This is a genomic window from Roseovarius sp. MMSF_3350 (assembly GCF_030733425.1).
Taxonomy (GTDB): Bacteria; Pseudomonadota; Alphaproteobacteria; order Rhodobacterales; family Rhodobacteraceae; genus Roseovarius.
In genome coordinates, this window is the sequence record NZ_JASHIZ010000003.1 from 164,084 (window position 1) to 186,279 (window position 22,196).

The following is a 22,196-nucleotide window of genomic DNA, read 5'->3' on the forward strand; positions in this document are numbered from 1 at the left end:
CGAAACAATCTGTTGGGCGGGTTTTTTTTGTCGCGAGATATCGCACAATTACGATCTTTTGGCCCAATTATCGACAATATTTTCCAGCAGTTTCCACGCATGGCAATGGGCCCCCTGCGTGCATGCGCAAGGCCCCGCAGCCAATGAAATAACGGTTTCCGACGCATCGACGTCGCAACAATCATGGGGCCGACAAGATGAGTAGTGTGCAAAAACAACCCGAGTCCAGTCCGATCACGGCCTGTACCATCAGCCGTGACGTGCAAGATTTCGACTTGTTGATCGAGGACATGGAAACCGCACTGGGCGAGGCCTGGGGCGATCTGGGCTTTGCCGAGGCGCTGGCTTTCTTCAACCAGCCCGAGGCCGACGGTCTTGAATTCGTGGCGCTGGCCATCGACGCCAGCGACGAGGACGAGATCGGCCTGCTCAGCGAAATCATCACCATGGCCAAGGCGCGCGGGATCAAGGTGATCCTCATCGCCGAGGATGTCAGCCCGGCGTCGCTGCACCAGCTTTTGCGCCAGGGCGCGGACGAGTTTGTCCCCTACCCTCTGCCCGAAAACGAGTTGCAGGCCGCAATCGACCGGCTGGATCGCGCCGAGGTGCCCGCTGCCGCCGCCCCGTTCGACGCGTCCAGCTCGCGGGGCGACGGCGTGCTGCTTGCGGTCCAGGGCCTGGCCGGCGGGACCGGCGCCACGACCCTGGCGGTGAACCTTGGCTGGGAACTGGCCTCGGTCAGCAAGACCGACGCACCGCGCGTCTGCATTCTGGACCTCGGGCTGCAGACCGGCTCGGTCGCAACCTATCTCGACCTGCCGCGCAAGGACGTCGTCTACGAGATGTGGGCCGACACCGATTCGATGGACGAGGATATCTTCAAGCAGGCGCTGGTCACCTTCGAGGACAAGATGTGGGTGCTGACCGCGCCGACCGATATCCTGCCACTCGACATGATCACCCCCGAGGACGTGCAGCGCGTGCTCGATTTCGCGCGCGCCAAGTTCGACTATGTCATCGTCGACATGCCCAGCACGCTGGTCCAGTGGACCGAAACGGTGCTGCATTCCGCGCAGATCTATTTCACCACGCTCGAGCTTGACATGCGCTCGGCCCAGAACGCGCTGCGCCTGAAACGCGCGCTGCGCTCCGAGGACCTGCCGATCGAGAAACTGCGCTTTTGCCTGAACCGCGCGCCCAAGTTCACCGACCTCAACGGCAAGAGCCGCGTCAAACGCCTGGCCGAAAGCCTTGAAATCAGCATCGAGGTGCATCTGCCCGACGGCGGCAAACCGGTGATGCAGGCGGGCGACCACGGCACCCCGCTGGCCAGCGCCGCCGGCAAGAACCCACTGCGCAAGGAAATTGCCAAACTGGCGGTCTCGCTGCACGCGCTTGGTCAAAGCGACGCCGAGCAAGCCGCATAAAGGAAACCGTACCGATGTTCTCGCGATACAAGAAGACGACTGAAGGCGCCCAGCCGGTCAAGGCCGCCAAGAAACCCGTCGCGGAGGCGCCCAAGACCGCCCCCGTGAACGAGGTGCAGAGCGCTTCGCTGCGCAAACCGCTTCAGAAAGCGGCGGCGACCGCTGCGCCTCAGGACAAGGACCGCAAGCGCAAGGAACGGCTGGCCGAGATCAAGATCGACCTGCACCGCGCGCTTCTGGACAACCTCAACCTCGGCGCGCTCGACACCGCGACAGAGGCGGACCTGCGCGCCGAAATCAGCGCCATCACCGGCGAGGCCCTGGAAGAGCGCAGCATCGTCCTGAACCGCGAGGACCGCACCACCCTGACGCAGGATCTCTACGACGAGGTGCGCGGCCTCGGCCCGCTGGAGCCGCTGCTGAAGGACGACACGGTCAACGATATTCTCGTCAACGGCCCGCACCAGGTGTTCGTGGAACGCGCCGGCAAGCTGATGCTGACCGACACCACCTTCAAGGACGAAAAGCACCTTTTGCGGATCATCGACAAGATCGTGTCGGCCGTGGGCCGCCGCGTCGACGAATCCAACCCCTATGTCGACGCCCGTCTTCAGGACGGCTCGCGTTTCAACGCCATGGTGCCGCCTGTCGCGGTGGATGGCAGCCTGGTGTCGATTCGTAAGTTCAAGAAGGACAAGCTGGGCATCGACGACCTGGTGAATTTCGGCGCCTTTTCCGAGGAAATGGCCGCCTATCTTCAGGCCGCCGTGGCCACGCGCCTCAACGTGATCGTCTCGGGGGGGACCGGCTCGGGCAAGACGACCACGCTCAACGCACTCAGTTCCTTCATCGACAATTCCGAACGCATCCTGACCATCGAGGATACCGCGGAACTTCAGCTGCAACAGATCCACGTGGGCCGGATGGAAAGCCGTCCGCCCAACGTCGAAGGCAAGGGCGAGGTCAGTCCCCGCGACTGTCTGAAAAACGCCCTGCGGATGCGCCCCGACCGCATCATCGTCGGCGAGACGCGCGGCGAGGAAGTGATCGACATGTTGCAGGCCATGAACACCGGCCACGACGGCTCGATGACCACGATCCACGCCAACAACCCGCGCGACGGCATCAGCCGTCTGGAGAACATGGTGGCCATGGCCGGGATCGAGATGCCGCTCAAGGCCGTGCGCTCGCAGATCGCGTCGGCCGTGAACCTTCTGGTGCAGGCCAGCCGCCTGCAGGACGGCTCGCGCCGGATGACCTCGATCACCGAGATCACCGGCATGGAGGGCGACGTGATTTCCATGCAGGAAATTTTCCGCTTCCAGCGCGTCGGCCTGTCGCCCGACAACAAGATCATCGGCCACTTCACCGGCACCGGTGTGCGGTCCAACTATTCAGAGCGGTTCCGCCTGTGGGGCTATGACCTGCCGCCCAGCATCTACGAACCGGTAGGGGAATAACGTCATGTCAATCAGTGCAGAACCAATCATCTACGGCCTGATCTTCATCGGGATCATGGTCCTGGTGCAGGGTCTTTACCTCACCGTCTTCGGGCGCTCGATCAGCCTCAACAACCGCGTGAACCGCCGGCTGGAGATGCTGGACAAGGGCGGCAACCGCGAAGAGGTGATGGAAAAGCTGCGCAAGGAGATGGAACAGCATCTCAAGGCGCGCAAGATCCCGCTTTATTCCATCCTCGCCACCAAGGCGCAGATGGGCGCCATCGCGTTCTCGCCCAAGCAGCTCATGATGCTGATGGTGGCCTGCGCCTTCATCGCCTTCATCGGCCTGTCCGTGGGCACCGACACGGCGCTACCCGTGCGCATTCTCGTCTCGGTGGCGATGGGCGTCGGCGGCATCTTCGTCTGGGTCAACATGAAGGCCGGCAAGCGCATGGCGATGCTGGAGGAACAGCTGCCCGATGCCATCGAACTGATGGTGCGCAGCCTGCGTGTCGGCCACCCCTTCACCTCGGCCATTTCCATCGTCGCCAACGAGGTCGCCGACCCGCTGGCCACCGAATTCGGCGTCATTGCCGACGAGGCCGCCTATGGCCGGGATATCGGCGAGGCATTGAAGGACATGGCCGAGCGCCTGAACATGCAGGATTTGCGCTTTCTCGCCGTGGCGGTGACCATCCAGCAGCAATCGGGCGGCAACCTTGCCGAGATCCTCGACGGCCTGGCCAAGGTGATCCGCGCCCGCTTCCGCCTGTTCCGCCGCGTCAAGGCCATCACCGCCGAGGCCAAGTGGTCCGGCAAGTTTCTGTCGGGCTTCCCCGTCCTGGCGCTGATCGCGATTCAGTTGATCAAGCCCGACTATTACGATGAGGCGATGGAACACCCCTACTTCATCCCGGCCTGCCTGGCCGTGGGCTTTTTCCTGGTGGCGAACCTCTTCGTGATGCGCGCCCTCGTGAACATCAAGGTGTAAAGGCCACGAAAATGCTGGATACCGTTACACAACTCATGACAGACACGCTGGGCCCCTTCGGCCCGCTGATCGCGGTCGGCACGCTGGGCGTGCTCCTGGTCCTGCTTACGATCCCGATCCTGATCCGCGAGTCCAATGACCCGCTGGACAAGATCAAGAAGGCGTCGCGCTCGGGCGTGTCGCAGGAAGAGCAGAAGAAAAAGCTGCGCTCGGGCCAGCGCAACGAGAAGCTGGACAAATATGCCAAGTTCCTTGAGCCCGAGGACGAAAAGCAGCTCAGCCAGATCCGCCTGACCCTGTTGCAGGCCGGCTACCGCGACCGCGACGCGGTGCGTTATTTCCACTTCGCGCAGTTCGCGCTCGGCATCGGCTTTCTGATCCTGGGCGTGCTCTACTTCGTCGTGTTCCTGGCGGGAGACGAGAGTACCACGACCCAGCAGACGCTGATGTATATCCTCGGCCCCGGGGGCGTGGGCTACATGCTGCCCAAGTACTGGGTGACAAAGCGCCAGCAGCAACGCCAGCAGGAGATCGAGGAGGGCTTTCCCGACAGTCTCGACATGATGCTGACCTGCGTCGAGGCGGGACAATCGCTCGACCAGGCGATCATCCGGGTCTCCAAGGAAATCCGCGCCTCCTACCCGGCGCTGGCCGACGAGTTCGAAATCGTCTCGCACCAGATCAAGGCCGGGCGTGACAAGCCTTCGGTCCTCAATGAAATGGCCGAACGCTGCGGCGTGCAGGATATCTCCAGCTTCGTGACCGTGCTGGTGCAGTCGCAGAGTTTCGGCACCTCGATCGCCGACGCCCTGCGCGTCTATGCCGGCGAGATGCGTGACAAACGGGTCATGCGCGCCGAAGAAAAGGCCAACAAGCTTCCGACGAAGATGACTTTGGCCACGATGATGCTTACAGTGCCGCCATTGCTGATCATTCTGGTCGGCCCGTCGGTGCTGGGGATCATGGAACTCTTCGCGATGGCGGGTCAGTAACGACCGGACCAACGAAAGGCAGGCCCCGCGCGGGCCTGCCGCCAAGAAGAAGAGGCGGCAAGAAAGGCATGACACGAGCAGGTGTCTGGCTATTGGTTTCCTTCGCTCTCGTCGCGGGCTGCGGCGAGGGCGCTTCGCGTGATCCCGACAACCCCTACGCCCCCGGTGTCGCCCGCGGCGGCACGCCCGTGGATTCCAAGCTGGTGGGCCACCGCCTTGTCGCTGCCGGGGAATTCGAGCTGGCGATCGACGCCTTCTCCCGCGCCGCGCTCGACGAGGGCATGAGCGCCGACGTGCTGGCCGGTCTCGGCACCGCCAATCTCGGTCTGGGCCGGTTGCACACCGCCGAACGCCTGCTGCGCCAGGCCATCAAGAAAGACGAATTTTCGCCCGAGGTCTGGAACAACCTTGGCGTCGTCTTGCTGGAAAAGGGCGAGACCGGCGAGGCGGAACAGGTCTTCAAGAAGGCCTATGCGCTCGACAATGGCCAAAGTGACTCAATCCGCGACAATTTGCGGTTAGTTCTCGCAAAATCGGAAAATTCCCTTTATAGTGAAGAGCTAGAACAAGATTATAAACTGGTGCGGCGTGGGAGTAGCGACTACCTGATCCGCAACATACCAGGTTGAGGCAAAGGCAGTAAAAGGACGCAAAAATGCGCCATCCTATTCTTATGTGCATCTGCGTGGGCAGCGCATTTGCCCTTTCCGCTTGTGATGAAAAGGCCGGCAAGGCCGACGTGGACCGGGCCCTGTCCGATCTCAACGTCGTCGACGAAAGCAACCTTGGCGACGTGATGCTGACGGTCGCCGACCCCAACGAGTCCGTGAAGTATTTCCAGCGGACCCTTGGCGAAAAACCCGACCGCATCGACGTGCGCCGCGGGCTGGCACAATCGCTCATCCGCGCCAAGCGCCACACCGAGGCCGTCGCGGCCTGGAAAAACGTGGTCGAGCATGAGAAATCCAACAATGACGACCAGGTGGAATACGCCGATGCGCTCATTCGCAACAACGAGTGGAAGCGCGCAGACGAAGTGCTGGACGCGGTTCCGCCCACGCACGAGACCTTCAAGCGCTACCGCCTCGAGGCGATGATCGCCGACAGCAACCAGAACTGGACGAAGGCCGACAGCTTTTACGAGACCGCCGTCGGCCTGACGACGACGCCCGCCAGCGTGATGAACAACTGGGGGTATTCCAAGCTGACCCGGGGCGATTTCGCCGCAGCCGAGCGCCTGTTCACCGACGCGCTGCGTCAGGACGACAGCCTGTTCACCGCCAAGAACAACCTTGTCCTGGCCCGCGGCGCGCAAAAGAAATACTCGCTGCCCGTCATGCAGACCAGCCAGGAAGAGCGCGCGCAGTTGCTTTACACGCTGGGCCTCTCGGCCATCAAGCAGGGCGATACAAGCATCGGCAAGGGCCTTCTGCGCGACGCCATCGACACCCATCCCCAGCATTTCGAGGCCGCCGCGCGCAGCCTGCAAGCGCTGGAAAACAACGTCGAGTAACCGGCAGACGAGGCGCGGTCCATGCCCCTTGAAATCACCAGCTGGGCGGCGCTCTGGTTCCTGCCCTTCGTCACCCCGGTTTGCCTCTGGGTGATGTGGAGCGACCTCAAGGCGATGCGCATTCCCAATACCTCGGTTATGACGCTGGCGGGGATATTCGTGATCGTGGGCCTGTGGGCCGTCACCCCCGTCTGGCCCGATTACGCCTGGCGCATCGCGATCATGTTCATCGCGCTGGTGATCGGTTTCATCGCCAACGCCGGCGGTCTGATGGGGGCGGGCGACAGCAAGTTCATCGCCGCCGCAGCCCCCTTCATCGCGCCCGCCGACTGGCGGATCATCATGTTTCTCTTCGCCGCCAACCTTCTGGCCTGTTTCGTCAGCCACCGCGTGGCCAAGCACTCGCCCCTGCGTCGGCTTGCCCCCGACTGGGTCAGCTGGGACCGGGGCAAGAAGTTTCCCATGGGCTTTGCCCTGGGCGCCACGCTGGTGATCTATCTGGGCCTCGGCGCAGCCTACGGGGCCTGAGGCCACTGCCCCATCCCCGCCCGCAGGCGACCATAATTTCCGCATGATTTGATGCCATCCTGGCCCGGATTGCGCCGCTCAACGCGGTGCGTGAACCATGTCGACTTGTCAGAAAATACGGGCAGAATACCATGAACATGCAAGTGACCTCCGGCGTTCAGCCACCCCCGCCGCCGTCCGGGATCGAAGAAATGCGCCTTCCGGTCGTGATGATGCGGGACATCCTGCTGAAGACCATGTTCCGCAAGAACCTCGACATGGTCAGCGAAATCGCCGAGGCGATCTGCCTGCCCAGGGCCGTCACGCAGGAACTGGTCGACATGGCCCGCCAGCAACGCCTGCTCGAGGCGACCGGCACGCTCAACGCCAACTCGGGCGGCGAAATGGGCTTTCAGCTGACCGACGCGGGCAAGTCCCGCGCGCTCGACGCGCTGTCGCAATCGGAATATTTCGGCGCCATGCCCGTGCCGCTCGCCGTCTACCGCGAACAGGTTCAACGCCAGTCGATCCGCAACATCCAGATCACCCGCGACGAGCTTACGGGCGCCATGGGCCACCTCGTTCTGCCGCCCAGCCTGCTCGATCACCTCGGCCCCGCCGTCTCGGCCGGCCGCTCGATCCTGATGTACGGCCCCCCGGGCAACGGCAAATCCTCGATCTCGAACGGCATCCGCGACGCCATGGGCGACAAAATCTATGTCCCCCGCGCCATCGAATATGCAGGCCAGGTCATCACCGTCTACGACCCCATCGTCCATTCCAAAGCCGAGGTCGAGGTCGACGACCCCAACTCCCTGCGCCGCAAGCGCACCTTCGACACGCGCTACGTGCGCTGCGAACGGCCCACGGTCATCACCGGGGGCGAGCTCAGCCTGTCGATGCTGGATCTGGTCTACAACCCCACCGCGCGCACCTACCAGGCACCGCTGCAGCTGAAATCGACGGGCGGCATCTTCATCGTCGACGACCTTGGCCGCCAGGCCGAGCCACCGCAAAGCCTCGTCAACCGCTGGATCGTGCCGCTGGAGGAATCCAAGGACATCCTCGCGCTGCAATCGGGGGAAAAGTTCGAGGTTCCCTTCGACACGCTGGTGATCTTTTCGACCAACTTCCACCCCAACGAGATCTTCGACCAGGCCGCCCTGCGCCGGATCTTCTTCAAGATCAAGATCGACGGGCCGAACCAGCAGGATTTCCTAAAGATCTTCGCCATGGTGGCCAAGAAACGCGGCATGCCGCTGGACGAGGAAACACTGCTGCACCTGCTGAAGGTCAAGTATCCGACGATCAACAATGTCTACGCCAACTACCAGCCGATCTTCCTGATCGACCAGATGATCTCGATCTGCGAGTTCGAGGGCATCCCCTACCAGATGCGCCCCGACCTGCTCGATCGCGCCTGGGCGAACATGTTCGTCAAGGACGAGAAGATCGTGAAGTAGGCGCGCCCCGGAGTTTTCAACAACCCCGGGCAAAACTTTTCCTGAAAAGTTTTGCGGTTGCGCCTACATCTGGCGGATGACGTCGCTACCCCCCGTTTTCACCGAGTGGTTCGCCGCGCGCGGATGGTCCATCCACCCGCACCAGCAGGAGATGCTGGACCGCGCCGATGACCCTGCCCTTCTGCTCATCGCCCCCACCGGCGGCGGCAAGACGCTGGCCGGGTTCCTGCCCACGCTGGTGGACATCGCCGAGCACGGCCACGAGGGTTTGCACACGCTCTATATCTCACCGCTCAAGGCGCTCGCTGCAGACATCAAGCGCAACCTCACCACGCCTGTGTCAGAGATGGGCCTGCCCATTCGCATCGAGGACCGCACCGGCGACACGTCCTCGTCGGCCAAGCGGCGCCAGCGCGCCGACCCGCCGCATATCCTGCTGACCACGCCCGAGAGCCTCGCGCTGCTGACCTCCTACGAAGACGCGCCGCGCATCTTCAAGGGCCTCAAGCGCATCGTGGTCGACGAGATCCACGCGCTGGCGGAATCCAAGCGCGGCGATCAACTGTTCCTCGCCCTCAGCCGCCTCCAGGCCATGTGCCCCGGCCTGCGCCGCGTCGGCCTCTCGGCCACGGTCGAGGACCCCGCCGCCATCGCGCAATTGCTCGCCCGGCACCCCGACCCGTGTAAAATTCTCATGGCTGATCCCGGCCCCGAGCCGGACATCGCCATGCTGCAAACCGACGCTTACCCGCCCTGGTCCGGGGGTGGTGCCGCCTACTCGATCCCGGCGGTGCTGGAAGAGGTGAAACGCCACCGCATCACCCTCATCTTCCACAACACCCGCGCCCAGGCCGAGATCTTCTTTCACAACCTCTGGCTCGCCAACGACGATGCGCTGCCCATCGGCATCCACCACGGCTCGCTCGACCGGGCGCAGCGTGAACGGGTCGAGGCCGCCATGCAGCGTGGCGAGCTGCGCGCCGTGGTCTGCACCGGCAGCCTCGATCTCGGCATCGACTGGGGCGACGTGGACCTCGTGATCCAGGTCGGCGCGCCCAAGAACGTCAAGCGGCTCGTCCAGCGCATCGGCCGCGCCAACCACCGCTACAACGCGCCGTCAAAGGCGCTCCTGGTGCCCGCGAACCGCTTCGAGGTCATCGAATGCGTCGCCGCGCTACAGGCCGTGCGCGACCACGATCTCGACGGCGAGCCGCGCGGCCCCGGCCCCCGTGACGTGCTCTGCCAGCACATCCTCATCCGTGCCTGCGCCGGGCCGTTCGATGCAGATGCATTCTATGACGAGATCAAGACCGTCGGCGCCTACGCCACCCTTACCCGCGCCCAGTTCGACGCCTGCCTCGATTTCTGCGCCACGGGCGGCTATGCCCTGCGCGCCTATGACCAATGGCAGCGCCTGCTCAATCGCGACGGGCTGTGGCAGTTGCGCGACCCCCGTAGTGCCCGCCTCATCCGCATGAACATTGGCACCATCCAGGATGCCGACCTGCTCAAGGTCCGCATGCGCCGCAACCGCGGCGGCAAGCCCCTGGGCGAGGTCGAGGAAGGCTTTGCCGCCTCCCTCACCCCCGGCGACACCTTCCTGATCGGCGGCCAGATCGTGAAATACGAGGGCCTGCGCGAAACCGTGGTCGAGGTCAGCCGCGACGCCGCGAAGAAACCCAAGATCGCCACCTTCGCCGGGACGAAATTCGCCACCTCCACCCAGCTCAGCCAGCGCATTCTCGCGCTCCTGCACTCGGGCGACCACTCCGCCCTGCCCGCCCACACCACCGACTGGATCGCGCTTCAACAGGACGTGTCGCAGCTGCCCAAGGCGGGTCGACTGCTGATCGAAAGCTTCCCACATGAGGGCCGCGAACACGCCTGCATCTACGGCTTCGCGGGCCGAAACGCGCAGCAGACGCTGGGCCTGATCCTCAGCAAACGCATGGAGGAGATGGGCCTCGCCCCCATGGGCTTCGTCTCGACCGATTACGCCACCCTCATCTGGGGGCTGGAGCCGCTGACCGACGCCAGCGGCCTGCTGGACCGCGCGGCCCTGCGCGAAGGCCTCGACAAGTGGCTCGCCGGTAACCAACTGATAAAACGCACCTTCCGCGCCTCGGCCACCATCGCCGGCCTCATCCAGCGCAACCTGCCGCAGGTCCGCAAGACCGGGCGGCAGGCCACGTTTTCGTCGGATATCCTCTACGACACGCTCGCCAAATACGACCCCGATCACCTGCTTCTGGACATCACCCGACAAGAGGCGATGCGCGGCCTGATCGACTTTGGCCGGATCGAGGAAATGCTCGACCGGATCGGCAACCGCGTCGACCTTGTCCGCCTGCCCCGGGTCACGCCCTTCGCCGCGCCGCTCTTCCTCGAGGCCGGGCGCACCCCCGTCGAAGGCAGCGCACAGGACCGCCTGCTCGAGGAAGAAACCCAACGCCTGATGCAGGCCGCCGGCCTCGCCTGACCGGGCGGACAATTCCCCGGAAACCGCTTGCAAAATCGCTCGCCCCGCGTGATGAACGAAGCATGAACGGCTACGAGTTCACATTGGCAGGCGCCCGCCTCACCGCTCTCGGCTCCGGCGCGCTTTACTGGCGTGACCAGAACCTCTTGTGCGTGTCGGACATGCACCTTGGCAAGACCGAACGCCGCGCGCGGCTGGGCGAGGCGCAACTGCCCCCCTACGAGACGCACGATACCCTCTCGCGCCTGCAGGCCGACCTCGAGGCGACCGGCGCCCACACCGTCATCTGCCTCGGCGACAGCTTCGACGACGCGCTCGCCGCCCGCGCCCTGCTGGAGGCCGAAAAGCTCTGGATCAGCCGCCTTCAGGCCGGCCGCCGCTGGATCTGGATCGAGGGCAACCACGATCCCGGCCCCGTCGACCTCGGCGGTGCGCACCTGTTCGAGCTGCCCGTCCCGCCACTCACCTTCCGCCACATCGCGCAGGGCGGCTATTCCGGCGAGGTGTCGGGGCACTATCACCCCAAGGTCACCTTGCCGGTCCGGGGCCGCGCCATCACTCGTCCGGCCTTTTTGCTCGACACCGACCGGCTGGTGATGCCCGCCTACGGTACCTATACCGGCGGTCTGCGCAGCCATGATGCTGCGCTCTGCGGCCTGATGCGCCCCGAGGCGCTGGCGATCCTCACCGGCAAGACGCCGCATCCCGCCCCCATGCCGCGCGGCAGGGCCGGCTGATGCACCCTGTTCCCATCGCCGCCCACCGCACCTAGACTGCGCGATCGAGACCTCACGGAGACCCACGCCCCATGTCCTCGAAAATCGAAACCCGCATCCGCGACAGCTTTGCCCGGCAATCCATGATGCAGACGCTGGGCGCCACGCTCACCGGCATCGCCGAAGGCCGGGTCGAGATCACCGCCCCCGTCCTCGAGGGCAGCCGCCAGCAGCAGGGCGTCGCCCATGCCGGGCTGACTTTCGCCATCGGCGACAGTGCGGCGGGGTACTCCGCCCTCACGCTGATCCCCGAGGGGATGGAGGTGATGACCACGGAAATGAAGATCAACCTGCTCGCCCCCGGCGCGGGCGATACCCTCGTCGCCCGGGGCCGGGTGATCAAGCCGGGCCGACGCCTGATGGTGGTGCAATCGGATGTCTTTTCAGTCATTGATGGGGCCGAGCGCCACGTGGCCATGATGGTCGGCACCATGATCCCGGTGGACCTGTAGCGGCACGACACTAGGTCGTAACCCTTCAGGTTAGCGATGAGGGCGGTCCCCGCCTGTGGGGGCGGTCGGGGGCTGCCCGGCGATGGCCGCCGGGCAAGAAACCTCAGGCCGTCAGCCCTTCGGGTTCCGGCAATCCGTTGGCGCGGCAGCAGGCCGTCACCGTGTTGGCCAGCAGGCACGCGATGGTCATCGGCCCCACGCCACCGGGAACGGGCGTGATCGCCCCCGCGCGCGCCGCGCAGCTCTCATAGTCCGCATCGCCCACCAGCTTGTTCTTGCCGTCGCGCTCAACCCGGTTGATGCCCACGTCGATCACGGTGGCGCCTTCCTTGATCCAGTCGCCCGGCACCATTTCGGGCCGGCCCACGGCGGCCACCACGATATCGGCGCGGCGCACGACCTCCGCCAGATCCTTGGTGCGGCTGTGCGCGATGGTCACGGTGCAACTGTCTCCCAGCAGCAGCTGCGCCATCGGCTTGCCCACGATGTTCGACCGCCCGACAACCACCGCGTCCATGCCGGAAAGCGAGCCATGGTGTTCGCGCAGCATCATCAGACAGCCCAGCGGCGTGCAGGGCACCATGCTCTTCTGCCCGGTACCCAGCAGGCCCACGTTCGAGATATGAAACCCGTCCACGTCCTTGGCCGGGTCGATCGAGTTGATCACCAGGTCGGAATCCAGATGGTCCGGCAGCGGCAGCTGCACAAGGATGCCATGCACGTCCTTGTCGTTGTTCAGCTTGTCGATCAGCGCCAGCAGATCCTCTTCCGAGGTGTCCGGCTCCAACTTGTGCTCGTAGGAGTTCATGCCGACCTCGACGGTCTGCTTGCCCTTCGAGCGCACGTAGACCTGGCTTGCCGGGTCCTCGCCCACCAGCACCACGGCCAGCCCCGGCGTGATGCCGTGCTCTTCCTTCAGGCGGTCCACGTGCCCCGCCACCTTCTCGCGCACTTTTGCGGCAAACGCCTTGCCGTCGATAATCTCTGCCGTCATGTCTGTCCTCCCGGCCCCAAGAATGGTCCCCCACCCTATACCGTTGGTACCGGGCGGGGGAAACACGTCCTTTAGAACAACCCTTCGATTTCGCCTTGGTCGTTCAGGCGGATGTTTTCCGAGGCCGGCCGGCTGGGCAGGCCCGGCATGGTCATGATCTCGCCGCAGACCACCACGACGAAGCCCGCGCCGGCCGAGAGCCGCACCTCGCGCACCGGGACCGAGTGGCCCGTGGGCGCGCCGCGCTGCGTCGGGTCGGTCGAGAAGCTGTACTGCGTCTTGGCCATGCACACGGGCAGGTTGCCGTACCCCTGATCTTCCCATTGCTTCAGCTGGTCGCGCACCTTCTTGTCCGCGATCACCTCGTCGGCGCGGTAGATCTTCTTGGCGATGGTCTCGACCTTCTCGAAGAGACCCATCTCGTCGGGATAAAGCGGCTTGAAGTCCGCCTCGCCCTTCTCGATCGTCTCCACCACCTTCTTCGCCAGGTCCGCCGACCCTTCCGAGCCCAGCTCCCAGTGACGCGACAGCACCGCCTCGGCGCCGTTCTCGGCCACGAAGTCCTTCACCGCCTGCACCTCGGCATCGGTGTCGGTCACGAAGTGGTTGATCGCCACCACCACCGGTACACCGAAAGACTTAACATTCTCGATATGCCGGCCCAGGTTCGGGCAGCCCGCCTTGACCGCGTCGACGTTCTCGGCGCCCAGGTCGGCCTTGGCCACGCCGCCGTTCATCTTCATCGCCCGCACCGTGGCGACCAGAACCACCGCCGAGGGCGCGATCCCGGCCTTGCGGCACTTGATGTTCATGAACTTCTCGGCGCCCAGGTCGGCGCCGAAGCCCGCCTCGGTCACCACGTAGTCGCACAGTTTCAGCGCCGTCTTCGTGGCGATGACCGAGTTGCAGCCATGCGCGATGTTGGCGAACGGCCCGCCATGCACGAAGGCCGGGTTGTTCTCCAGCGTCTGCACCAGGTTGGGCTGCATCGCGTCCTTCAGAAGGACGGTCATCGCGCCCTCGGCCTTGATGTCGCGGCAATAGACCGGGCTGCGGTCGCGGCGGTAGGCCACGATCATCGAGCCCAGCCGTTCCTCGAGGTCCTTCAGGTCGCTCGCCAGGCACAGGATCGCCATGACTTCCGAGGCCACGGTGATGTCGAAGCCGTCCTCGCGGGCAAAGCCGTTGGCCACACCGCCAAGGCTTGACGTGATCTGGCGCAAAGAGCGGTCGTTCATGTCCACCACCCGGCGCCAGACGATCCGGCGGGTGTCGATCTCGGCGTCGTTGCCCCAGTAGACGTGGTTGTCGATCATCGCCGACAAGAGCGCGTGGGCGCTGGTGATCGCGTGGAAGTCGCCGGTGAAATGCAGGTTCATGTCCTCCATCGGCACGACCTGGGCATAGCCGCCGCCCGCGGCGCCGCCCTTCATCCCGAAGTTCGGCCCCAGCGAGGCCTCGCGGATGCAGATCATCGCCTTCTTGCCGATGTGGTTCAGACCGTCGCCCAGCCCCACGGTCGTGGTGGTCTTGCCCTCGCCCGCCGGCGTCGGGTTGATCGCGGTCACCAGGATCAGCTTGCCGTCCTCGTTGCCCTGGACCGAGTTGATGTAGTCCTGGCTCACCTTCGCCTTGTCATGCCCGTAGGGCAGCAGGTGCTCGCCCGGAATGCCAAGCTTGTCGCCAATCTCCTGGATCGGCTTCTTCGACGCCGCACGCGCAATCTCGATGTCTGATTTGTGGCTCATTTTGTCTTCCCTTTGGACATAAGCGATGATGCTTCGGGGACAGCCATACAAATTCGGATGCCCTCACCCGGTCAGGAATCCGACATTTCCGCGGGCTGATGCGGCAGCCTGTCGCGCCCGCGTTTCACATCGGAAACTCGAGTGTTTCCAATGTGCCCCGGAAACGCCGGGCCGTGCTCAGAACGACTTGCCGCTGAGGCATCCTTCCAGATGCAGCCAGGGCCGCTGGTCGGGCACATGCAGGCGCATCCTGTCGCCCACGCGCAAGGGCCCGGGCCGTTCGACCCAGGCCGTCACACCCCGCCGGTGCGCGGCGGCGGGCTTGAACCGCTTGCCGAGGCCGGGATGGTCCTTTTCAAGCTCCTTCGCGGGCCAGATGCAGGGGCGGTTTTCCATGTCCACGATCAGCGCCGTCCCGGCCTCGGTCTGCAGCCGGGACGAGGGCGGCAGACGGCTGAAATCGTCGATCCCCTTCAGTACCAGCGACGCGCCCAGCCATTCGGGGCGCAGGCTGTCGATCCCGATCTCGTCGGCGATGGCCGCAATTTCCTCGGCCGAGACGATGGACAGCTGCCGCACATTGGCAATCTCGGTGCCTTCCGCGTGCTGGTCCTTCACCCGCACGCAGGCAGGCCGGGTGCGCCCGCCGTGAAACTCGCCCGGCACGCCGTCCCATGTGAGGTCCACCTGATCCATCGGGGCCGAGCGAATGCCGCTCTTCTGGTCGGCAACGCATCCGATCCAGGTCACCTCGGCATAATGGTCGGTCGGTATCAAGGCAGGCATCGGCGCGTTCCTTCACACGTGTCAGTCACCGCACACGACGGCGACTTCCGGTCTTTACCGGGAAAAAATCCTATCATCGTCCGGGCATGTCACCTTATCGCCCAAAACAGGTCAAGGTCCCCGGTCATCTTCGCCCCGACCACGCATGAAAAGGAATGTTGATGGCCTTCGCTTTCTTTCGCAAACGCCCCATGCCGCTCTCGCCCGAGGCGTGGGAGTCGGTCAAGGTATTCCACGCCGAGAACCGGACCATCGCACTGGTCAAGCACGGCAAGGTCCTGACCTCCGCCACGAACCGCCGGCACTACCCCGGTATCAGCGAAACCGACTGGATGGCCGTGCAGGTCTTCGAGCTCTTCGAGGACGTCCGCGAGAAGGCCGGCGCGCAGGATCTCGACGCGCTCGGCGCCGGGCACCGGCATATCCTGCTGATGGCCACGCTTGCCGCCAACGGGACGCAGGAAGAATTCGACAGCGCGCTTTCCGCCGACAGGCTTGGCATGGCTGCGCATATGCGCGGCCTGCGCGACGGCTGGGCGTGGGCGCGGTCCATGCCGCCCCCCCGCGCCCTGCCCGGAGAATCCCCTGCCGCGATGCTGGCGCGCTTCAACCGCGGCCTGACGCTGGACAAGGCTTACACGCGCGGCCGCGAGGCCCTGATCTCGGGACGGTTCACCGACAACGACACGCAGCTTTTCCTTCTGCCCTATGCGGTGCAAAGAGTTCGGGCGCTGGGCGCGCAAAGTCCGTGCATCTGGCGCAACGCACCCGCATTCGAAGACCTGCACATGCCCGAACGCGATGCGGTGGACCTGATGTACCGGACGCTCTGCATCTCCGACGACGTGCTGGACCTCATGGACGAGATGCTGGACGAACCGCCCAACGGCGATGTGGTCATGGAGCGCATCAAGATGTTCCACAACGCGGCCATGCAACTGGCCCTGACCGACAGCGTCACGGCGGAGCTGCCCACAGGATTCCCCGGGTCCGTTCACGACATGACGCTTACCGCGTTCGACACCGGGTTTCGCCTGCTGGACGAAGCGATGGTCTATTACGCCGCCCGAAACGGCACGTGACGGTGCAGCGAGCGTGCCGGAATTTTTGAAAAATTCCGTCCCGTTTTCTTTTGCAAGAAAACGCCCCCGCTCAGACCGACAGGGTAAAGAACATCCGGCGGAACGGGAACAGGACCGAGCCGTCGGACCGCACCGGATAGGCCGCGTGCATGGCTTCCTCGTAACGCTTGATCAGCGCCGCCTTCTCGCCTTCATCGAGCGCTTCCAGCACGGGGCGGGCATATGTGCTCTCGGTGAAGCGGCGCACCGGGTGGCTGCCCGGTTCGGCCATCAGGCGCTGGTAATACTCGGTTTCCCACAGGCGGAACTGGCCCATGCCGGACAGAAGCTCATCGTACTTGACCGGTGCCATGACGCCGGGCGTGCCCATCTTCTCGACCCGGCCGAGAAACATTTCCTCGACCAGGCTCAGCCAGACGCGGTGCGACGGCGCCTTGTTCTGGTGCGGCATCTGCACGGCCAGCGTGCCGCCCTTGCTCAGCATCCGGGCCAGTCGGGGCAGCAACTGCTCGTGGTTGCCTACCCAGTGCAGCGCGGCGTTGGAAAAGATCAGCCCCGGCGCCCGCGACGGTGTCCATTCGGCGATGTCGGCCTGGCTGTAGCTGTCGTGGCCCTTCGACGCGCGGGCCTTTTCCAGCATCGCCGGGCTGGCATCCACGCCGATCACCTTGCGGCCGCCCGCGCGGGCGCGCAGCGCCTCGCCCAGGGCGCCGCTGCCGCAACCCAGATCGTAGATGTCGCCCGCGCCCATGCTGCTGATCGTGTTCACGAGGTCGAGGCCCGGCCGCAGCCGGAGATCGTGAAACCGGGCATAGGCGCCCGGGTTCCAGTCGGTCTTCGCGGTAGTCGTCATCGTCACGCTGTGGGTTCCGGCTCCAGCCCGCCATCGGGGGGCGACGATTTCGGCTTGGTCTTGGGGATCGCGGTCAGTGAAGGCTTGTCGTCCTTCTGGGGTGTACCGCCCTGGTCGTCGTCATTCGCCTCGGGCGGATCGCCGTTGATGACGCGCTCGATCTCCTCGCCGGTCAGGGTTTCGTACTCCAGCAGGCCCTGCGCAAGACGTTCCCACTCTTCCTGCCGTTCGGTCAGGATGTCATAGGCCCGCTGATACGCCTCGTCGATCATGCGTTTGACCTCGTCCTCGATCAGCTCCTTGGTGTGGGCCGAGATCGAGAAGCCGCCGGCGCCGTTGCCCATGTAGCCTTCGTGCGCCTGTTCGTAATCGACATTGCCGACCTTGTCGGACATGCCCCAGCGCAGCACCATGGCCCGCGCCAGCGACGACGCCTGCTGGATGTCGCCCGCCGGACCGTTCGACACCGCGTCGGGGCCGTACTTGATGATCTCGGCGGCCTTGCCGGCCATGGTCATGGCCAGCTTCTCCTCGCATTCCGACTTGTGCCAGTTCAGGCGGTCGATCTCCGGCAGGCTGACCACCATGCCCAATGCACCGCCGCGCGGAATGATCGTGGCCTTGTAGACCGGGTCGCATTGCGGCAGGGCCAGGCCGACGATGGCGTGACCGGCCTCGTGATAGGCGGTCTTTTCCTTCTGCGCGGGCGTCAGCACCATGCTGCGCCGCTCGGCACCCATCATGACCTTGTCCTTGGCCTGTTCGAAATCCACCATCGACACGAACCGCCGGCCCACGCGGGCGGCCATCAGCGCCGCCTCGTTCACCAGGTTGGCAAGGTCCGCCCCCGAGAAACCGGGCGTGCCGCGCGCGATGATGCGCAGGTCCACGTCCGGGCCCAGCGGGGTCTTGCGAGCATGGACGCCGAGGATCTTCTCGCGGCCCTTGATGTCGGGGTTGGGCACCGTCACCTGCCGGTCGAACCGGCCCGGGCGCAGCAGCGCGGGGTCCAGCACGTCCTTGCGGTTGGTGGCTGCGATGATGATCACACCTTCGTTCGATTCGAACCCGTCCATCTCGACCAGAAGCTGGTTGAGCGTCTGTTCGCGCTCGTCGTTGCCGCCGCCATAGCCGGCGCCCCGGTGGCGACCCACGGCGTCGATCTCGTCGATGAAGACGATGCAGGGCGCGTTCTTCTTGGCCTGTTCGAACATGTCGCGCACACGGCTCGCGCCGACACCCACGAACATCTCGACGAAGTCCGAGCCCGAAATGGTAAAGAACGGCACGCCCGCCTCGCCCGCGATTGCGCGGGCCAGCAGCGTCTTACCGGTACCCGGAGGGCCGACCAGCAGCGCGCCCTTGGGGATCTTGCCACCCAGACGGCTGAACTTCTGCGGGTTGCGCAGGAACTCGACGATCTCTTCCAGTTCTTCCTTGGCCTCGTCGATGCCCGCCACGTCGTCGAACGTCACACGGCCATGCTTTTCGGTCAGCATCTTGGCCTTGGACTTGCCAAAGCCCATGGCGCCGCCCTTGCCGCCGCCCTGCATGCGATTCATGAAATAGATCCACACGCCGATCAGCAGCACGAAAGGCAGCAGCGAGATCAGGAAGGTCTGAAAGCCGGATTGCTCCTGCGATTCCGCCTTGATCGGGATATCCTGCTCCAGCAGGAGGGCGGTGATCTCGGCGTCCTCCGGCTTGATGGTCGAGTAATTGTTGCCGTCCTCGCCCCGGAAACGCACGTTCTCGCCGTCCAGCGTCACCTCGGACACTTCACCGCCCTCGACCGCCTGAACGAACTCGGAATAGGGAATTGCCTTGCTTTGCAGGGTGTTGCCCGATCCGTTGAACAGGCTGAACAGCGCCATGATCAACAGGAACAGGACCAACCAGAAGGCGAAGTTTCTCGCGTTGCCCAAGGGCTTTCTCCTCACGTCATTCCGGGCCTGACCTAACACATGGCCCGAACCTTATAAATAGAGATCGTTAAGTGTTGTTCAATGCGCAAGGACGCTTGCAAAGAACATGTCTTCATCCCGCAAAAGTGTTGCCGTCCAGCCCTCTGCATGCCCGGCCAGCGGCGCCGCGACCAAATGCCCGTCCCGCCAGACGGCCGGGCTGGCCGCCAGCGACGTGTGCGGCAGCCCCGATTGCGCACGGTTTTCGCAGTCCAGTACGCCCGCCTCGCCCAGTGCGGCCACCTTGGCGCCCTCGGGCCACGGGCCCTCGAGTTGCCAGCGCCCGTCCCAGGCGGCGCCCGGCTTCGCCGTCACGTCCGCCACCGCCTTTGCCTCGCGCGCGAACCGAAGGCGTTCGGCCTCGACGCTCAGGATCACGCCGTGCAGCGTCATGCCGGTGCCGCCACGGATCGCTTCCAGCATCAGGTCCACGGCCTTGCCGCGCGGGCCGTACTCCGCGCCGCTGATCCAGCACAGGATCTCCTGCACCATGCGGCGGCAGATGTCGCGCGGCAGGGTACGAAAGCCCTTGCGGTCGATCAGCACGTCGCCCCTGTCGAATGTGGCATAGTTGCGCGCCGCCAGGAAAACGTACCAGTAAAGTGTCGTGCGGACCTCACCCAGGTGGCGGGCGACGTTGCCGAGCCCGCGGGCGGTGATCCCCATATCCTCCAGCACGGCCAGCGCCTTGCGCGCCCGCGCCCGCTCGAACGCGTCGTCGACATTGCTCGGGTCGTCTACCCAGTCCAGCCCTTCGCGTTCGACCAGCGCCCGCAACTCGGCCCGCGACACCTGCAACAGGGGGCGGCGGAACGCGACCTCGCCCTGCCGCCAGCTTGGTGCCATCGCCGCCAGCCCGTCGACCCCGGCCTCGCGCGCGAGCCGCATCACGAAGGTCTCGGCCACGTCGTTCAGCGTGTGCCCCAGCACGACGTCGGTGATGCTCTCGGTCTTGGCCCAATCGGCGATCAGGCTGTACCGCGCCCGGCGCGCCGCGTCAGACAGGTTTCCCGCGCCCTCCCAGCCCCGCCATTCCAGCGTCTTGTGCGCGACGCCCAGCCGCTCGCAGATGACCGAGACCGCCGCCGCCTCGTCCGGCGAGGCCGCGCGCAGGCCATGGTCCACCGTCACCGCATGAAGGTCCGGCCCGCCCTGCGTCGCCCATTTGCGGGCCAGCAGAAGCAGGCCCAGCGAATCGCTGCCGCCGGATACGGCAATGCCCAGCCGCCTGGGCCGGGCATTGCCGAATGTCGCTACGAACTGATCGAGAATATGCGACGTGGAGTCGTTCACGAACACCCGAGGTTCTGCATCGCCGACGCCGCCTGCCCCACCGCGGGCGATTGCGGAAAGCGTTGCGCCACCTCCCCCAGGGTCAGGCAAGCCTCGTTGGTCTGGCCCAGCGCGCCCAGCGACCGGCCCAGCAGGAACAGCGCCTGCGGCGCTTGCGGGCCGTCCGGCGCGGTGCTGAACGTGTCGAGATAGGCGCGCGCGGCGCCCGTCATGTCATTTGCCTGCTCCAGCGCCTCGCCCCGCTTCAGCCCGGCCTGCGCCTCCATCGGGCTGCCGGGATAATTGGTGGTGAAACGCTCGAACTGCTCGGCCGCGGCGGCGTATTCGCCCGCCTCGAAGGCCGCCATGGCCGCGTCGAAATCGGCTTGCTCGGCGGCAGCCATCTGCACGTTGCCCTCGCCCCCTGCGGTGCTGCCGCTGGCGTCCCCCGTGGTGGCGTTGCCGGTCGTGCCGGTGGCCGGTGCGGCGCCCGTCGCGCCCTGCCCGGACGTCGCCGGCGCCACCCCGCCCAGCGTGTCGCCGGGCTCGATGCTGCCGATATCGCACGAGGGTTCCAGCTCGCAGATCCGGAACTCCAGGTCGCCCACGCGGTTGGTGCCGTCGGTCACCACGCTGTCGATACGGAACTCAAGCTCCTCGGTCTTGGAGGTCAGGCGCTGCAATTCGGATTCGATCGTGTTGACCCGGTCCAGCACGCTGCCGCCCACCGTCGCGGTGCCGGTGGCCCCGGTGGTGTTCAGCTCACGCTTCAGCTTCTGAAGTTCGACATACAGCACCGACAGCTCCTGCCGGATATCCGCCAGGGTTTCGGTATTGGCCTGCTGGGCCGAGGCCGAAACCGGCCCCATCCCGAACGCGGCCACCACGAGGCCCAGTATCACACGACGCATGTTCACCCCACAAATCGCCCTAGCTTGTCGGCACAGCCGAGATCACCGTCACCGCCCGGCGGTTCTTGGCATAGCACGCTTCCTCGCTGCAAATCTCCAGCGGGCGTTCCTTGCCGTAACTGATGACCTTCAGCCGTGCCGGGCTGACGCCCCTCGAGATCAGGTACTCCTGCACCGCATTGGCGCGGCGTGCGCCCAGCGCGATGTTGTACTGCCGCGTGCCCTGCTCGTCGGCGTGGCCTTCGATGATGGCGTTGTATTCCACGTTGGTGGCCAGCCATTGCGCCTGTCCGTCCAGTGTCGCCGTCGCCGTGGGCGACAGGGTGGACTGGTCCACGGCAAACAGCACACGGTCACCGATCGTCTGCTGGAAATACAGCGGCGATTGCGGATCCTGCGCGGTGCCCGCGACGCCGCCTGCCGTGCCGCTGGTGCCCGTGCCGTCGCCGTACTGGTCGCCGAACCGGTCTGGATTGCTGCACGCGCTGACCGCCAGCCCCGCCACCACGATCAGTGCCTTGCTCAGATGTTTCATTTCAGTGCC

20 protein-coding genes are annotated in these 22,196 nt (G+C 65.1%); 12 read left to right on the forward strand and 8 right to left on the reverse strand.

Features of this window, described 5'->3' with window-relative positions:
• The first annotated feature begins 197 nt into the window (after positions 1-197).
• The 11 genes from RBB31_RS04905 to RBB31_RS04955 all read left to right on the forward strand — a co-directional run bounded on the left by RBB31_RS04905 (position 198) and on the right by RBB31_RS04955 (position 12,042).
• Complete coding sequence (locus RBB31_RS04905; RefSeq protein WP_306128142.1) at positions 198-1,427, forward strand: AAA family ATPase; 1,230 nt, start codon at positions 198-200, stop codon at positions 1,425-1,427.
• Between the two features lie 14 nt (positions 1,428-1,441).
• Positions 1,442-2,887 (forward strand): CpaF family protein, encoded by a 1,446-nt coding sequence (locus RBB31_RS04910; RefSeq protein ID WP_306128143.1) that lies wholly within the window; start codon positions 1,442-1,444, stop codon positions 2,885-2,887.
• Positions 2,888-2,891: 4 nt separating this feature from the next.
• Positions 2,892-3,860 carry a type II secretion system F family protein gene (locus tag RBB31_RS04915; RefSeq protein ID WP_306128144.1) on the forward strand — a complete coding sequence of 323 codons (969 nt, stop codon included), beginning with the start codon at positions 2,892-2,894 and terminating at the stop codon, positions 3,858-3,860.
• A gap of 35 nt (positions 3,861-3,895) precedes the next feature.
• Positions 3,896-4,852 (forward strand): type II secretion system F family protein, encoded by a 957-nt coding sequence (locus RBB31_RS04920; RefSeq protein WP_306128145.1) that lies wholly within the window; start codon positions 3,896-3,898, stop codon positions 4,850-4,852.
• Between the two features lie 68 nt (positions 4,853-4,920).
• Entirely contained in the window at positions 4,921-5,481 is a 561-nt protein-coding gene (locus tag RBB31_RS04925) for a tetratricopeptide repeat protein (protein WP_306128146.1), read from the forward strand.
• 26 nt (positions 5,482-5,507) lie between these two features.
• A complete protein-coding gene (locus tag RBB31_RS04930) occupies positions 5,508-6,365 on the forward strand; it encodes a lipopolysaccharide assembly protein LapB (RefSeq protein ID WP_306128147.1) in 858 nt (285 codons plus the stop codon).
• A 21-nt stretch (positions 6,366-6,386) separates the two neighbouring features.
• A complete protein-coding gene (locus tag RBB31_RS04935) occupies positions 6,387-6,893 on the forward strand; it encodes a prepilin peptidase (RefSeq protein WP_306128148.1) in 507 nt (168 codons plus the stop codon).
• Between the two features lie 131 nt (positions 6,894-7,024).
• On the forward strand, positions 7,025-8,335 hold the full coding sequence (locus tag RBB31_RS04940) for an ATPase (protein ID WP_306128149.1): 1,311 nt from the start codon (positions 7,025-7,027) through the stop codon (positions 8,333-8,335).
• 76 nt (positions 8,336-8,411) lie between these two features.
• The gene (locus RBB31_RS04945; RefSeq protein WP_306128150.1) at positions 8,412-10,814 is read left to right on the forward strand and encodes a ligase-associated DNA damage response DEXH box helicase; all 2,403 of its coding nucleotides are present in this window, start codon (positions 8,412-8,414) and stop codon (positions 10,812-10,814) included.
• Between the two features lie 62 nt (positions 10,815-10,876).
• Complete coding sequence (pdeM, locus tag RBB31_RS04950) at positions 10,877-11,551, forward strand: ligase-associated DNA damage response endonuclease PdeM (protein ID WP_306128151.1); 675 nt, start codon at positions 10,877-10,879, stop codon at positions 11,549-11,551.
• Positions 11,552-11,622: 71 nt separating this feature from the next.
• Complete coding sequence (locus RBB31_RS04955) at positions 11,623-12,042, forward strand: PaaI family thioesterase (RefSeq protein WP_306128152.1); 420 nt, start codon at positions 11,623-11,625, stop codon at positions 12,040-12,042.
• A gap of 103 nt (positions 12,043-12,145) precedes the next feature.
• On the opposite strand, the gene folD is transcribed toward RBB31_RS04955, so the two are convergent.
• The 3 genes from folD to RBB31_RS04970 all read right to left on the reverse strand — a co-directional run bounded on the left by folD (position 12,146) and on the right by RBB31_RS04970 (position 15,570).
• A complete protein-coding gene (gene folD / locus RBB31_RS04960) occupies positions 12,146-13,036 on the reverse strand; it encodes a bifunctional methylenetetrahydrofolate dehydrogenase/methenyltetrahydrofolate cyclohydrolase FolD (protein WP_306128153.1) in 891 nt (296 codons plus the stop codon).
• Between the two features lie 71 nt (positions 13,037-13,107).
• Positions 13,108-14,784 carry a formate--tetrahydrofolate ligase gene (locus RBB31_RS04965; protein WP_306128154.1) on the reverse strand — a complete coding sequence of 559 codons (1,677 nt, stop codon included), beginning with the start codon at positions 14,782-14,784 and terminating at the stop codon, positions 13,108-13,110.
• Positions 14,785-14,961: 177 nt separating this feature from the next.
• The gene (locus tag RBB31_RS04970) at positions 14,962-15,570 is read right to left on the reverse strand and encodes an MOSC domain-containing protein (RefSeq protein WP_306128155.1); all 609 of its coding nucleotides are present in this window, start codon (positions 15,568-15,570) and stop codon (positions 14,962-14,964) included.
• Between the two features lie 161 nt (positions 15,571-15,731).
• Here RBB31_RS04970 and RBB31_RS04975 point away from each other — a divergent pair, with 161 nt between their 5' ends.
• Positions 15,732-16,652, forward strand: a complete 921-nt coding sequence (locus RBB31_RS04975; RefSeq protein ID WP_306128156.1) for a hypothetical protein — start codon at positions 15,732-15,734, stop codon at positions 16,650-16,652.
• Between the two features lie 70 nt (positions 16,653-16,722).
• Here the strand turns inward: RBB31_RS04975 and RBB31_RS04980 are convergent, their stop codons facing one another.
• The 5 genes from RBB31_RS04980 to pal all read right to left on the reverse strand — a co-directional run bounded on the left by RBB31_RS04980 (position 16,723) and on the right by pal (position 22,187).
• Positions 16,723-17,505, reverse strand: coding sequence for a methyltransferase domain-containing protein (locus tag RBB31_RS04980; protein ID WP_306128157.1), 783 nt, complete (start codon positions 17,503-17,505; stop codon positions 16,723-16,725).
• A gap of 2 nt (positions 17,506-17,507) precedes the next feature.
• A complete protein-coding gene (ftsH, locus tag RBB31_RS04985; RefSeq protein ID WP_306128159.1) occupies positions 17,508-19,430 on the reverse strand; it encodes an ATP-dependent zinc metalloprotease FtsH in 1,923 nt (640 codons plus the stop codon).
• A gap of 78 nt (positions 19,431-19,508) precedes the next feature.
• Positions 19,509-20,762 (reverse strand): tRNA lysidine(34) synthetase TilS, encoded by a 1,254-nt coding sequence (tilS, locus tag RBB31_RS04990; RefSeq protein ID WP_306128160.1) that lies wholly within the window; start codon positions 20,760-20,762, stop codon positions 19,509-19,511.
• On the reverse strand, positions 20,759-21,652 hold the full coding sequence (gene ybgF, locus RBB31_RS04995; protein ID WP_306128161.1) for a tol-pal system protein YbgF: 894 nt from the start codon (positions 21,650-21,652) through the stop codon (positions 20,759-20,761). Before ybgF ends, tilS begins: the two co-directional genes overlap by 4 nt.
• 19 nt (positions 21,653-21,671) lie before the next feature.
• Complete coding sequence (gene pal, locus RBB31_RS05000; RefSeq protein ID WP_306128162.1) at positions 21,672-22,187, reverse strand: peptidoglycan-associated lipoprotein Pal; 516 nt, start codon at positions 22,185-22,187, stop codon at positions 21,672-21,674.
• Between the last annotated feature and the right edge of the window lie 9 nt (positions 22,188-22,196).

What these genes read in the sequence shown, in the direction of transcription:
- RBB31_RS04905 (WP_306128142.1), top strand. Translation starts at nt 198, where the DNA reads ATGAGTAGTGTGCAAAAACAACCCGAGTCCAGTCCGATCACGGCCTGT.
- RBB31_RS04910 (WP_306128143.1), top strand. Translation starts at nt 1,442, where the DNA reads ATGTTCTCGCGATACAAGAAGACGACTGAAGGCGCCCAGCCGGTCAAG.
- RBB31_RS04915 (WP_306128144.1), top strand. Translation starts at nt 2,892, where the DNA reads ATGTCAATCAGTGCAGAACCAATCATCTACGGCCTGATCTTCATCGGG.
- RBB31_RS04920 (WP_306128145.1), top strand. Translation starts at nt 3,896, where the DNA reads ATGACAGACACGCTGGGCCCCTTCGGCCCGCTGATCGCGGTCGGCACG.
- RBB31_RS04925 (WP_306128146.1), top strand. Translation starts at nt 4,921, where the DNA reads ATGACACGAGCAGGTGTCTGGCTATTGGTTTCCTTCGCTCTCGTCGCG.
- RBB31_RS04930 (WP_306128147.1), top strand. Translation starts at nt 5,508, where the DNA reads ATGCGCCATCCTATTCTTATGTGCATCTGCGTGGGCAGCGCATTTGCC.
- RBB31_RS04935 (WP_306128148.1), top strand. Translation starts at nt 6,387, where the DNA reads ATGCCCCTTGAAATCACCAGCTGGGCGGCGCTCTGGTTCCTGCCCTTC.
- RBB31_RS04940 (WP_306128149.1), top strand. Translation starts at nt 7,025, where the DNA reads ATGAACATGCAAGTGACCTCCGGCGTTCAGCCACCCCCGCCGCCGTCC.
- RBB31_RS04945 (WP_306128150.1), top strand. Translation starts at nt 8,412, where the DNA reads ATGACGTCGCTACCCCCCGTTTTCACCGAGTGGTTCGCCGCGCGCGGA.
- pdeM (WP_306128151.1), top strand. Translation starts at nt 10,877, where the DNA reads ATGAACGGCTACGAGTTCACATTGGCAGGCGCCCGCCTCACCGCTCTC.
- RBB31_RS04955 (WP_306128152.1), top strand. Translation starts at nt 11,623, where the DNA reads ATGTCCTCGAAAATCGAAACCCGCATCCGCGACAGCTTTGCCCGGCAA.
- folD (WP_306128153.1), bottom strand. Translation starts at nt 13,036, where the DNA reads ATGACGGCAGAGATTATCGACGGCAAGGCGTTTGCCGCAAAAGTGCGC.
- RBB31_RS04965 (WP_306128154.1), bottom strand. Translation starts at nt 14,784, where the DNA reads ATGAGCCACAAATCAGACATCGAGATTGCGCGTGCGGCGTCGAAGAAG.
- RBB31_RS04970 (WP_306128155.1), bottom strand. Translation starts at nt 15,570, where the DNA reads ATGCCTGCCTTGATACCGACCGACCATTATGCCGAGGTGACCTGGATC.
- RBB31_RS04975 (WP_306128156.1), top strand. Translation starts at nt 15,732, where the DNA reads ATGGCCTTCGCTTTCTTTCGCAAACGCCCCATGCCGCTCTCGCCCGAG.
- RBB31_RS04980 (WP_306128157.1), bottom strand. Translation starts at nt 17,505, where the DNA reads ATGACGACTACCGCGAAGACCGACTGGAACCCGGGCGCCTATGCCCGG.
- ybgF (WP_306128161.1), bottom strand. Translation starts at nt 21,652, where the DNA reads ATGCGTCGTGTGATACTGGGCCTCGTGGTGGCCGCGTTCGGGATGGGG.
- pal (WP_306128162.1), bottom strand. Translation starts at nt 22,187, where the DNA reads ATGAAACATCTGAGCAAGGCACTGATCGTGGTGGCGGGGCTGGCGGTC.